We start from the raw sequence: 12,637 nt of genomic DNA, 5'->3' as shown, positions 1-12,637 counted from the left end.
GATCAGGTCGGCGGTGGTGAACGGGAGGGCCAGCGTTCGCATCAGGGGTTCCAGCGGGGTGAGGTCGAGGTCCGGGGGTGGGAGGTCGTCGGGGGTGTCCGGGTGGGCGGTGATCAGGCGGCAGGTGCCGTGGGTCCACCAGGTGCGGACCTCGGGGCCGGTGAAGTGTTCGAAGCGGCGCAGGACGAAGCCGCCGGTGAACTCGTCGTCGCGCAGTTCGCGGAAGCGGCTCGCCACCCGCCAGGCGGCGTCCGGGTCGGCCACGTCCGGGATGTAGGCGGCCTCGTGCCAGTGGTGCTTCATCGACTTGGAGTAGTCGCGCAGGACCGCCGGTCCCCGGCCGAGAGTGGCGCAGGCCGTGGTGAAGTCCGCACGGGTGTCGCCGGTGGTCCAGACCGACTCCGGGGTGTGCGCCTCGGCGGCCCGGTACCAGCCGGGCAGTTCGTGCGCCTGCCGGTACTGGTCCGCATTGGTACGCAGGGTCACATCGCGGCGGGACAGGGCGTCCGCGAGGGCGGTGTACCGGTCGGCCTGCAGCATCCAGCCGCGGTAGACGGCGTCGGCTCCGGGCGGGACCCGGGACACCGCCTCGTCGCCCGGACCGCCGCGGGACAGGGCGTCGTGGTCGATGACCGCGACCTCGATGCCGGACTCGCGGGCCGCGGCCACCTCGTCGGCGAAATGCTCGTCGGGCCGGCGCGGCCGCACCACGTCCCCCGGAACCAGCAACATCATCCACATCCCCCCGCGAGGCTACCCCCGTCCCACCCGCCGCTCTCGGCGCGATCTTGGCGAGTTGGACATAAGGGCGCGACTTACCAAGATCGGGAAAGGGAGGGTGGGTGGCGAGGCGGCGCGGTCGCGCGGCGGGACAGCCGCGCGGCGGGGCAACGGCAGCGAGGGAAAGCGGCCAGCCGGGCGGCCGCGCGGTGACCAGGCGGTAGCGCGGCGCAGCGGCACCCGGGCCGCGAGGGGGCTGCGCAGCGGTGGCTGGGTAGCGGTGGCCGGGCCGCGAGGTGGCGGCGCAGCGGTGGCTGGGCAGCGCAGTGGCAGGGCGGTGGCCGCAGCCGGGCGGCGGGCAGTGGGGGTCAGCTGGTGGTCAGGGGGAGGGGGCGGCGGGTCAGGGAGACCTCGTCGGCGGGGACCGGGCGGGCGAAGAAGGAGCCCTGGGCCGTGTCGCAGTCGAGCTGGCTCAAGGCTTCCGCGGTCGGTGCGTCCTCCACGCCCTCGGCCACGACCGTCAGGCCAAGGTTGTGGGCCAGGTCGACGGCGGAGGCGACCAGGGCGCGGCTGCTCGGGTCGGTGACCATGTCGGCGACGAAGGAGCGGTCGATCTTCAGCTCGTCGACCGGGAGGAGTTTCAGGTACGCCAGGGACGAGTACCCGGTGCCGAAGTCGTCGATCGAGGTCTTCACGCCGAGGGCGCGGATCTGGTGCAGCGCCGCGATCGTGGTGGCCGGGTCGGACATCACGGTGTACTCGGTGATCTCGACGCAGAGCATGTCACCGGGTACGCCACTGGAGTCCAGGAGCGCGGCCAGCCGCCCGGGAAAGGTCTCGTCGAGCAGGCTGCGGGTGGAGACGTTCACCGCGACCGGGACCCGGTGGCCAGCGTCCAGCCAGATCCGGGCCTGGCGCAGGGCGATGGTCAGCACCCGCTCGGTGAAGCGGTGGATCAGGCTGGTGGTCTCCAGCACCGGGACGAACTGCCCGGGTGACACCGGCCCCTTCACCGGGTGGTGCCAGCGGGCCAGGGCCTCCACCCCGGTGACCGAGCCGTCGGTCAACCGGATCTTGGCCTGGTAGTGCAGGGTGAACTGGCCGGCGTCGTCGAGGCCGCGGCGCAGGTCGCCGAGCAGGCTCAGCCGGGCGGTGCTGTCCTGCCCGGTGTGCGGGCTGAAGTGCCGGAACCCGTCGTGCTGCTGTTTCGCCTCGTGCATCGCGGTGTCGGCGTGCCCGAGCAGGGTGCTGACGTCGTCGTCCGGCGCCGCGGTCGCGGCGCCGATGCTGATCTCCAGGTCGACGGTGATGTCGTCGAGGTGGAACGGCTGGTCGAACCCCTCCCGGAGCCGTTCGGCGACGATCGCGGCGCGGCCCGGGTCGGTGTCGCGCAGCAGGATGGCGAACTCGTCGCCACCGATCCGGGCGACCAGGTCGGTCTCCCGGACCGCGGCGGACATCCGCCACCCGGCCTCGGCCAGCAACCGGTCGCCGATGTTCGGGCCGAGCTGGTCGTTGACGTGCCGGAACCCGTCGATGTTGACGGTCAGCACGGTCAGCCCGGGCGCGTCGCGGACCGCCACGGCGGCGATCGCCTTCTGGGTGTGCAGGGTGAACGCGGCCCGGTTCGGCAGGCCGGTGAGCGTGTCGGTGGCGGCCATCGTCTCGACCCGGCGGCGGTGGGCGCGGACGGTCCAGCCGAACAGCGCGAGCATCACCAGCGTGAGCCCGAAACTGATCAGGCTGGCCCAGAGCAGCCGGTCCGACTCGTACTGGGCCGTCGTGACGCGTCGTTCGTACCGTGCCTGGTGTTGATCTCGCAGCTCCTGCAGGCGCGCCATGTTGCGGCGGTAACTGGGCACGATGTCGGTCTCGAGGGCCGCCAGGGCCTTGGCGTGCTCGCGGCGATCGAGCAGGGCGAGGTACCAGAGGATGGAACCGCGCAGGTTGACCTGCCGCTGGGCGAGGTTGGCGGCCTCCGCCCGCGCCTCGGTCTCCCAGTCCATCCTCGAGATGACCATCGTGGCCTGGTGGGCCTGCTCGTCGACGGTGAGCAGCTGCTGGCGTTCCAGGCCCTGCGGGTCGTTCGCGGTCGCCTCGATCAGCGCCATCTCCCGGGCCGACAGGTACGCCGCCCGCTCGTACGCGGCGACCTGATTGCCGGCCCGGATGATGTCCTCGACGATGGCGCCGTGCCGGCGGCTCTCCAGCACGGCCGAGCCGGACAGCAGCGCGAGCATCGCCACCAGCGCGCCGACCATGATCCGCCGGGCGCCCGGCCGCACCCGCATCAGCCACCCACGACCCGGTTGCGGCCGGCGCGCTTCGCCTCGTAGAGCGCCTCGTCGGCCAGCTTGGTGAGCTGGTCCGGTCCGGCCGCGGTGGCCGGGTTCGCCGAGGTGACGCCGACGCTGACGGTGACGATCCCGGTGTCGGCGAGCGCGTGCGGCTCGCGCATCCGGGCCACCGCCTTGCACGCGCGTTCCGCGACGACCAGGGCGTTCTCGGTGTTGGCGCCCGGCATCACGATGCAGAACTCCTCACCGCCGTACCGGGCGACCAGGTCGGTGACCCGGACGCTGTCGCGCAGTGCCTCGGCGACCAGCCGCAGGGTGTTGTCACCGCCCTGGTGGCCGTAGTGGTCGTTGTACTTCTTGAAGCTGTCGATGTCGACCATCGCGACACCGATCGGCTCGTTGGACCGCACCGAGCGCAGCCACTCCGCGTCGAGGAACGTGTTCAGCTTGCGCCGGTTCGGCAGCCCGGTCAGCGGGTCGGTCACGGTGAGCACCTCGAGGCGGCGGTTCGCCTCGTTCAGCTCCTCGGTACGTTCCGCGACCTTGCGTTCCAGCGACGCGTACACCTGGGCGTTCTCCAGTGAGACGGTGAGCTGACCGGCGATCAGCTGGACCGCGTCGAGCCGGCCGGCCGAGAACGCCCGCCGGGTCAGCCGGTTCTCCAGCAGCAGCATGGCCCGCGGCTGGCCCTGGCTGAGCACCGGCACCACCAGCAGCGAGCAGTGCTCGAGCCCGGCGAAGTACGGGTCGCGCCCGACCCGCCCGTCCAGCGACACGTCGTCGACGAGCAGCGGTTCCCGGGTGCGTTCGGCGTACCGGACCGCGGTCAGCGGCAGCAGGCCCTGCCGGGCCGCGTCGGCGACCGGCAGCCGCGGTTCCGGCAGCATCCAGCCGCCGGCGGCGGTGTCCCAGAGCACCACGTGCACGGTGGTCGCCCCGGTCATCGCCTTGAGCACGTCCTGCACCTTGCGCCGCAGCCGGTTCAGGTCGGTCTCCGAGCTGAGCACCCGGGCCGCCTCGAGCACCGCCATCAGGTCGATCACCTCGGTGGACAGGTTGATGCTGTGCGCGCCGTTGAGCGTGGTGGTGCGCGGCCCGGCGGTGGTGCCGAGCGCCGAGCCGAGCGACGGGTACGACCGCTTCAGCTGGTGCACCTTGCCGGTCGCGCCCCACCGGGTGTAACCCTGCAACGCCTCGGCGAGCAGCCGGGCGCCGACGTGCTCGAAGCCCTGCTCGAGGTAGAACAGCGCGGCCCGTTCGGTGATCAGCGGCGCGTGCCAGGACCGTCCGGCGGTCGCGGCGTCCGACATCGCGGAGTCGTACGCGCGGGCCGCGGCGATGAAGTCGCCGTGCGTGGCGGCCCGGGTGGCCTCCACGAACCGGTGCAGGTGCCGGAAGTTGCCCGGCTGGTCGGCGGCCCGGGCGGCCAGGAAGTCCCGGCTGCGGTCCAGGTCGGCGAGCGCCTCGTCGCGGTCCGCGCCGGTGGTGAGCCCGGCCCGGATCGCGGCGCCGAGCGCGGCCATCACGTGCGCCGGTGCGTGCAGGTAGACGCCCGGGATGGTGTGCAGCAGCCGGATCGCCCGGGCACTGTGCCGGGCCATGGTCTCGTCGTCGCCGAAGATCCCGGCGGACAGCGCCTGCGCCGCGGCGAAGAACGCGCTGGCCGCGTCGTTGCCGGTCAGCCCGGGGAACTCGCCGAGCGAGCCGTCCGTGCCGGTCTCGCCGCGCAGCGCCCGGACCAGGCGCCCGCCGACGACGAACATCGACGCCTCGTACTCCGCGCCGATCCGGGCCGCGAACGCCTCGGCGGCCTGCGCCTCCTTGGCGAAGGCGGCCAGGTTCGGCGCGCTGCCCAGCACCTGCGGCACCGACGCGTAGAACGTGTAGAACGCGCTGCGCAGGTCGCCGCCGCGCAGCAGCCCGTCCCGGGCCTGGTGTGCCAGTCGCACCCCGTTCTCCAGCGGTTCGAACCACGGCACCCCGGCGAGCGCGTGCAGCGACTTGGCCTGCGACACCTCCGGCTCGTAGCCGTGCGCCTCGCCGATCCGGATGATCGCCTGGAGCGCCCGGTAGGCGTCCCGGCGCTCGCCGCCGCCGGCGATGGTGAGGATGCCGATGTTGCTGAGCGAGCCGACCAGCGGCGCGCACACGCCGTGCCCGGCCCACATCTGCGCGGCCTCGGCGACCAGCCAGGCCAGCACCTGGTGGTCGGCGAAGAACGCGGCCGGGGACAGCCGGTTGAGCAGCTGCGCGATCGCGAGCTGATCCGGAGCGGTCAACTCCGGGACGTCCGGGCGGTCGCCGGCGGTGGCCAGCCAGCGGTAGAACGCGGCCAGTCCGGCGCCGACCCGCGGGCCGATCGCGTCCGGGCCGGGCACCTCGACGCCGAGGCGGCGCAGCTGGTCCAGGCCCAGCGACAGGGCCTCGGGCAGCATCCGACGGGTGGTCAGGGTGCCGATCTGCTCGGTGACCGGCCCGGTCAGCCACACCGGGTCGTGGTCGCCGGCGGCCAGGTCGGCGAACACCCGGTCGGCCTCGTCGTACCGGCCCAGCCCGCACAGGGCCGCGTGCCACTCCGCGTACGTACCGTCGTACTCTGCATGGTTTTTTTCGGTCAGCCGCAGCGCGGCCGCGAGATGGACCTCGACCGCCGCATGGTTGGCGACGAGCCGCGCGGCCGCTGCGGCCCGGCGCAGCAGCGCGGCAGCGGTCGCTTTTTCTTCCGGAAAAGCGATTCCCGGTACGACCAGAGCGTCGATCGCGGCGAGGTACTGCGGAGCGGCGGCGGCCATGTGCACCGGGTCGGCCGCGAGCCGCCGCGCCAGGGTCAGGCTCCGCGCGGTGCGATCGTCGGGGGCCAACCGGCCGAAAGCGGCCTGGTGCACCCGGTCGTGCCGGAACCGGGCCGCCACCTCGTCGACCGACAGCAGCCCGTCGTCGACCGCCGGCCGCAGCGCCACAGTGATCTCTTCCGGACTCTGCCCGGACGCCACCCGCAGCAGGTCCAGATCCACCTCGCCGCCGAGCCCGGCCATCGTGGTGACCAGGGCGCGCGCCTCGTCCGGCAGCGCGCCGATCCGGGCGCCGAGCAGCGCCACCACGTCGCCGTGCCCGAGGGAGCGCCGCACCTCGGCCTCGTCCCAGCGCCAGGTCGCGCCGTCCGGTACCAGCGCGCCCTCGGAGCGCAGCGCGTTGAGCAGCTCGACGGTGTCGAACGGGTTCCCGCCGGTGCGCCCGGCGAGCACCGCGGCGAGCGGCGCGGCGTCGGTGACCGGAAGCCGCAGCATCCCGGCGACCAGCAGCGGCAGGTCGTCCGGGCCGAGGTTGTCCAGGCGGATCTCGCCGGCCGGCCCGTGATCGTGGTGCAGCCGGACCAGCAGCGCGGAGAGCGGGTGGGCCTCGTCGATCGTCTCCTCCCGGTACGCGCCGAGCACCAGCAGGCCGGGCAGGTCGGTCTGGTCGAGCACGTCGTCGAGGAACCGGAACGCGGCGCCGGCCGCCCACTGCAGGTCGTCGAGGAAGAAGACCACCGGGCTGTCGCTGCGGGTCACGGTACGCAACACGGCGAGCACGGCCAGCCGGAGCCGGGCGAACACCGACCGCGGATCGTCGCCGGCCGGTGGCTCCGGTTCGACGCCGAGCAGCGCCCGGAACGGCGGCATCATCGCGCTGACCAGGCCGGTGTTCGGGCCGAGCGCGGCGCGCAGCTGCTCGCGCAGCTCGGCGACCACCTCGTCGGACTCGGCCAGCAGCTGGCTGCCGAGCATGTCGAAGGCCTCGCGGACGGCGTCGCCGCCGATGTCGTGGCGGAACTGGTCGAACTTGCCGGAGACGAACCGGCCGCCGGCCGCCGTGACGGCCGGGCGCAACCGGTCGACCAGGCTGGTCTTGCCGACCCCGGACGGGCCGGTGATCAGGGCGAGCACGCTGCGTCCGGCGGTGGCCTCGGCGAGCAGGGTGTGCAGCGCGGCGAGCGGCTCGGCCCGCCCGATCAGCTGGGCCGGCGGGGTCAGGCGCAGCGGGAAGTCCCGGGCACCGAGCGGGAACACCGGCTCCTCGCGGAGCAGGGCGAGGTCGTACGCCAGGCCCTCGCCGCTCTGGTAGCGCTGGTCCGGCTCCTTGCGCAGCAGCCGCATGATGATCGCCGACAGGGTGGCCGGGATCTGCGGGTTGACCTCGGCGGGCGGCGTGGGCACCGTGGCCAGGTGGTCGTGGATCAGGCTCAGCGGGTCCCGGTCCCGGCCGAACGGCGGTGCGCCGGTGGCCAGCTCGTACAGGGTGGCGCCGAGGGCGTACAGGTCGGCACGGTGGTCGACCGGGCGGCCGGTGCGGCCGGTCTGCTCCGGGGCCAGGTAGGGCAGGGTGCCGGCCAGCCCGCCCTCGGGCACCGGGGTGGCCCGGTCCTGGACGGCCAGGGTGGCCAGCTCGAAGTCGATCAGGGTGGGCGCGCCGCCGTCCGTGGCGACCAGCACGTTCGCCGGGCTGACGTCGCGGTGGATCACCCCGTGCCGGTGGATCGCGGCGAGCACCTCGGCCAGGCCGTGCGCCACGTCGATCAGCGCGCGGCCGGCCCACGGCTTGGGTAGCTCGGCGAGCGTCCGGGCCGGTGTGTCGCGCAGGGTGAGCACCTCGGTGGAGGCGTGCGTGCCGGCCAGCCGGGGTGTGCCGACCACCCCGTCGAGGCGGCGCAGCACCGCCAGCTCGTTGCGCAGGCGTTCGGCGGCATCCGGGCCGAGCGGCTGTTTGCGGATCACCCACGTGCCGTCGTCGTCGCGGACCCGGGCCACGCGGGTGCGCTCGCTGTCGTACAGCAGTTCTTCGAGCTGGTCAGACCTCACTCCCTGTCCATCGGCACGCAACGGGTGAGCTGTGAGGATTCAGCCACATTTCCGGCGGTGCTCAGGTCGTACCACAGCGGGGTTTGATCTTTGAAACCGAGGCGGAGCGGCCTTGCGTCGATCCGGTACCCTTCGCCGCGCTACTTACGACATTGACGACGGGGGATCCGGTGGTAACGAGCAGGCCTGTCCGGCTGGGAGTGGTGTTACTGGGATTCGCCCTGGTCGGGGGTCCGCTGGCCGGGTGTTCGTCGGCGGACGAGACCACCGCGACGCCAGGGCTCGCCGAGCGCGGCACGGTGCTGACCACGGTCCAGCCGACCCGGCAGGACCTCAGCAACAAGATCAGTCTGGCCGGCAAGGTGACCATCAACCCGATCTACGGGATCGTCGCGCCCACCGACGGTGAGCTGCGCTTCGTCGACCGCACCCCGTCGAAGGTGCCGGCGAGCCTGCCGATCTGGGTGGCCAGCGTCTGGCACGACGGCTTCCCCCGGCGGGTGGAGATCCCGCAGGGGTCGATCTTCGCGGGCCGGCTGATGGACGACCGCTCCGACGTGGCCAAGGGCATGCCGGTGGTCTCCGCGCAGCACTCCGGGTACGGGATCGTCGCGGAGATCGACAGCGCGCAGGCCTACCGGATCTCCAGCGCGGTCAAGCAGGTCCGGGCGCAGATCAAAAACGGTCCCGGGCCGTTCTCGTGCAAGGCGCTCGGCACCATCGCGGCGCTGCCGGCCGGCACCATCCCGGAACCGGCCGTGACCACCACGGCGCCGAAGCCGGATTCGTCGGCGGGCGTGCCCCAGGCCAACCCGGGCAGCGAGGGCGGCAGCGGCAGTTCCGGCGGCTCCGAGCCGACCGGGATGCGGCTGGTCTGCGTGCCCCCGGCCAGCGTCAAGCTGATCAACGGCGCCGACGTGACCCTCGAAGTGATCACCGACAAGGCGTCGAAGGTGCTGGTCCTGCCGGTCGAGGCGGTCGCCGGCACGCAGGGCAAGGGCAAGGTGGACGTGGTCACCGGGGAGAACCACACCCGCAAGACCGTCGACGTGGTGCTCGGGCTCTCCGACGGCAAGGTCGTCGAGATCAAGAAGGGGCTCAAGGGCGACGAGACCGTGGCGATTCCCGGCCCGAACCTGCCCACCGCCGCCGCTCCGGCCGACGGCGGGGTGACCGGCGGATGACCGAGCTGATCGCGATGTCCGGCATCACCAAGGTGCTCAAGGGCCAGAAGGAGCCCCGCACCATCCTGGACGGCGTCGACCTGACCGTGCGGGCCGGCGAGAGCGTCGCCATCGTCGGGCGTTCCGGCTCCGGCAAGAGCACCCTGCTCAGCGTGCTCGGGCTGTTCGACCGGGCGGACTCCGGCACCTACGCCCTCGACGGCCGGGACATCAGCCGGCTGCCGGAACGGCACGCCGCGAAACTGCGCAGCTCGCATTTCGGGTTCGTGTTCCAGCGGTTCTTCCTGCTCAAGCACCTGACCGCGGCACAGAACGTGGCGATGGCCCTGATCAACGGCCAGGGCTGGCTGCCCCGCCGGGACCGCCGTGCCCGGGTGATGACCGCGCTCGAGCAGGTCGGCATCGCCCACCTGGCGAAGAACCGCCCCACCCGGATGTCCGGTGGTGAACAGCAGCGGGTGGCGATCGCCCGCGCCCTGGTCCGCGAGCCGCGGATCCTGCTCGCCGACGAGCCGACCGGTGCCCTGGACACCGAGACCGGCGCGCTGGTGATCGACGCGCTGCTGGAGGCGACCACCCGCGGGTGCGCGCTGATCCTGGTCACTCACGACCGGGACCACGCCGCCCGGATGGGCCGGATCCTCGACCTGAACACCGGCGTGCTCACCGAACGGATGGCCACGGTATGAAACGCCTCTCCGGCCGGCTCCGCTCGGCGTCGATCATCGGGTTGCAGGGCATCCGGGCCCGCAAACTGCGCACCTTCCTCTCCATGGTGAGCCTGTTCCTCGGCGTGCTCGCGGTGGTCGTGGTCCAGGCCGGCGCCGGCATCGCCGAACGGCTGCAGCTGTCCGACCTGGAACTGAGCTCCGGGATCGACGGCACCAAGGTCCTGTACGGCGTACCGTCCGGCGCCGCGGCCGGCCAGGCGGTGGTGGACACGGTCAAGGGCCGCACCGACGCCGTGGCGATGTTCGGCTTCAGCGCGATCATCGGTGAACCCGGCGTCCGGCCGATCAACGAGGGCGGCTCCCCGTTCGACCAGGACTGGGGCGGGGGCATGCAGGTCTGCGACAACAGCGGCAACTGCTACGACCCGAACGCCGGCGCGCCCGAGGGGCAGGCGATCGAGCTGCGGGTCTCGGCGCTGACCGGGGACGTGCGGGAGTTCCGGCCGTACCGGCCCAAGTCCGGGACCTGGCTCGACTTCGGCAGCCAGGCGATGATGGCCCCGCGACTCGTGCTCAACGAGGAGGCGGCCAAGGGCTTCGAGCGTTATCAGGTGCCCGCCGAGATGCGGATCGCCGGCGCCACCGCCAACCTGACCCCGCAGATCGTGGGCGTGGTCAAGGACGGTGACCAGTCGCCGCACGCGTACGTCCGGCTCGACGAGCTGTCCACCTGGCTGCCGATGGCCCGGATGAGCGACCCGAACTCCGCGGTCGACACGCAGGTGCTGCTGGCCGGCTCCACCCCGGTGGAACAGGTGCTGATCACCAAGCTGAAGGCGCTCGGCGCGGAGGGCATCGCCGCCGAGACGATCAACTCGCGCAAGGACATGAAGGACGAGCTGAACCTGCTCCGCCTGATCTTCCTGGCGATGGCCAGCCTGGTGCTGATCATCGGCGCGGCCGGGGTGCTGAACGTCGGCCTGGCCACGGTGGGGGAGCGGGTCGAGGAGTTCGCGCTGCGCCGGGCGGTGGGTACGCCGCGGGCCGTGCTGGCCGGGATCGTGCTGGCCGAGACGTTGCTGACCGGGCTGCTGACCGCGGGGCTGGCGATCGGGTTGAGCGTGGCCGGGCTGAAGGTGCTGACGGTGGTGGTGGGGCCATCGCAGCCGTTCCTGCAGGGGGTGGAGTTCCCGTGGTCGGCGGGGGTCTCCGGGATCGTGGCCGGTCTGGTGGCAGGCGTGCTGGGCGGTTTCATCCCGGCGATCCGCGCCGCCGGAATCCCGATCGCGACGGTGATGCGCGCCTAGTGGTATGTTTTAGCCTAAAGTGGGGCATAAAGCCGACTTAAGGTAAAAACATGAATAAATCACGAATCGCTGTGCCGGCTGCGGTCTCGCTGGCCACGCTCATCACGCTCTCGGCCGGGCTGGTCGACGCGCGCCCGGCGTTCGCCGCGGGCGCACGGGGTGCGGCGTCCGGCGGCGGGCTGGTCTCGTCGTCGGGTGTCGCGCTGGTTTCGCCGTCCGCGGATCAGCCCTGGGAGAGTGTGCTGGTCACCGGGCGGGGTGAGGCGGTCGGCACGCCCGACACGCTGACCACCGAATTCTCCGTGGAGACCAGCGCGGCCACCGTCGCCGAGGCGCTCAAGCGGGCCACCGCGGCCGCCACCCGGATGCGCGACGCGCTGCTGCACGCCAAGGTCGCCGCCGCCGAGCTGCAGACCTCCACCGTCGGCATCGGCACCAGCCGGGACAAGAACGGCAAGATCACCGGCTACACGGTGACCCAGGGCCTGACCGCGAAGATCCGGAACCTGCCGCAGGCCGGCGCGCTGATGACCGCGACCATCGCCGCGGGTGGTGACGCCGCCCGGCTCAACGGAGCGTCGTTCGCGATCGAGAACGACACCGCGCTGCTCACCGCGGCCCGCACGAAGGCGTTCGCCGACGCCAAGGCAAAGGCGATTTTGTACGCCAAGGAAGCCGGTCGCCCGCTCGGCCGCGTCGTCAAGGTCAGCGAGTCGACCCCGGGATCCGGCTCCCCGATCGAACCGGACCGGATGATGTCGACGATGGCCGGCGCGGACGCCCCGATCCCGATCGAGCCGGGCCGCCAGCGCCTGACCGTCACCGTCACCGTGGAGTGGGTCCTCGACCCGGCAGTGGCAGCCCGCTCCTGAGTGGACCCGCCCGGTTATCGTCGGTGGTCACGACGGCACCCCGGGGGGCGACTGTGTGGCACTGGACTCCCACCACCATCCTGGTCGTCTCGCTGAGCGTGATCGTGGCCGCCGTCCTGCTGCTGACGCTGGTGCTGCGCGGCACGAACCGGGTGGTGCGCCGGGTGCGGGTCGATCTGGTCACCGCCGCCGACCCGTTCGGGGTGCGGGTGCTGCTGGCGTACGGCAAAGGTCGTGATCCGGCCCGGCTCCTGGCCCTCGCGGCGTCCCATCGGCGGCCGGCGGACGTGCCGCCGGACCTGGTGGAACCCGAGCTGACCGCCTGGATCAAGAAGCGGGTGCCCGGGTGGAGTCCGCGCGGGGGCGTGCGGGTCTGGACCGCCCTGCTCGTGCTGGTGTTCGGCGCGTTCGCGCTCAGCTGTTACGGCGTGATGCTGGCGGTCGCGGCGCAGGCCGGTGGTCCCGACCCGGTGTGGGGCAGCCGCGACGGCTCCGACGCCCTCGGGTACCTCGCCGCCTCGGTCCTCGTGACCATGCTGCCGGGCGCCCTGGCCCTGCGGATCGGGACCGCCATCGAGGACGCGTGGGGCGATCAGCTGATCCGGCCCTGCGTCGACCGGGTCGGCACCGAGGTGGACGACGGCTTCCTCGAGGAGCTGGCCGGTCCGGGCGTCCCCGCCCGCTGAGCCCTCGGTCGATCGACCGTCATCTCCGCCCGGACCGGCCCGCGGCAACGCCGGTGCCCGCG

The 12,637-nt window shown here is 72.7% G+C and carries 8 protein-coding genes; 5 read left to right on the top strand and 3 right to left on the bottom strand.

Features of this window, described 5'->3' with window-relative positions; translation table 11 throughout:
- From ADL15_RS30725 to ADL15_RS30715, 3 genes are all read right to left on the bottom strand, one after another.
- A partial coding sequence (locus ADL15_RS30725) for an ATP-grasp domain-containing protein (RefSeq protein ID WP_083971941.1) occupies window positions 1-735 on the bottom strand: 735 nt, incomplete at its 3' end.
- A gap of 353 nt (window positions 736-1,088) precedes the next feature.
- Complete coding sequence (locus ADL15_RS30720; protein ID WP_067698461.1) at window positions 1,089-3,011, bottom strand: putative bifunctional diguanylate cyclase/phosphodiesterase; 1,923 nt, start codon at window positions 3,009-3,011, stop codon at window positions 1,089-1,091.
- Window positions 3,011-7,855 carry a diguanylate cyclase gene (locus ADL15_RS30715; RefSeq protein WP_157441702.1) on the bottom strand — a complete coding sequence of 1,615 codons (4,845 nt, stop codon included), beginning with the start codon at window positions 7,853-7,855 and terminating at the stop codon, window positions 3,011-3,013. The genes ADL15_RS30720 and ADL15_RS30715 overlap by 1 nt, the downstream gene beginning before the upstream one ends.
- Before the next feature lie 203 nt (window positions 7,856-8,058).
- Between ADL15_RS30715 and ADL15_RS30710 the strand changes: the two genes are divergently transcribed.
- Genes ADL15_RS30710 through ADL15_RS30690 form a run of 5 tightly spaced genes read left to right on the top strand, consistent with a single transcriptional unit; the run spans window position 8,059 to window position 12,575 of the window.
- Entirely contained in the window at window positions 8,059-9,039 is a 981-nt protein-coding gene (locus ADL15_RS30710) for an efflux RND transporter periplasmic adaptor subunit (RefSeq protein WP_232344517.1), read from the top strand.
- Complete coding sequence (locus tag ADL15_RS30705) at window positions 9,036-9,728, top strand: ABC transporter ATP-binding protein (protein WP_067698457.1); 693 nt, start codon at window positions 9,036-9,038, stop codon at window positions 9,726-9,728. The genes ADL15_RS30710 and ADL15_RS30705 overlap by 4 nt, the downstream gene beginning before the upstream one ends.
- Window positions 9,725-11,017 (top strand): ABC transporter permease, encoded by a 1,293-nt coding sequence (locus ADL15_RS30700; protein ID WP_067698455.1) that lies wholly within the window; start codon window positions 9,725-9,727, stop codon window positions 11,015-11,017. Before ADL15_RS30705 ends, ADL15_RS30700 begins: the two co-directional genes overlap by 4 nt.
- A gap of 50 nt (window positions 11,018-11,067) precedes the next feature.
- A complete protein-coding gene (locus tag ADL15_RS30695; protein ID WP_067698453.1) occupies window positions 11,068-11,889 on the top strand; it encodes an SIMPL domain-containing protein in 822 nt (273 codons plus the stop codon).
- Window positions 11,890-11,942: 53 nt separating this feature from the next.
- Complete coding sequence (locus ADL15_RS30690) at window positions 11,943-12,575, top strand: hypothetical protein (RefSeq protein WP_067698451.1); 633 nt, start codon at window positions 11,943-11,945, stop codon at window positions 12,573-12,575.
- The last annotated feature ends 62 nt before the right edge of the window (window positions 12,576-12,637 follow it).

The organism is Actinoplanes awajinensis subsp. mycoplanecinus, from assembly GCF_001509495.1.
GTDB lineage: Bacteria > Actinomycetota > Actinomycetes > Mycobacteriales > Micromonosporaceae > Actinoplanes > Actinoplanes palleronii.
Note: the sequence above shows the minus strand (reverse complement) of the source record. Positions and strands in the feature narration are given on the sequence as shown.

Bases quoted from the DNA above. Each gene is read 5' to 3' on its own strand.
- ADL15_RS30720 (WP_067698461.1), bottom strand. From the start codon at position 3,011: ATGCGGGTGCGGCCGGGCGCCCGGCGGATCATGGTCGGCGCGCTGGTG.
- ADL15_RS30705 (WP_067698457.1), top strand. From the start codon at position 9,036: ATGACCGAGCTGATCGCGATGTCCGGCATCACCAAGGTGCTCAAGGGC.
- ADL15_RS30700 (WP_067698455.1), top strand. From the start codon at position 9,725: ATGAAACGCCTCTCCGGCCGGCTCCGCTCGGCGTCGATCATCGGGTTG.
- ADL15_RS30695 (WP_067698453.1), top strand. From the start codon at position 11,068: ATGAATAAATCACGAATCGCTGTGCCGGCTGCGGTCTCGCTGGCCACG.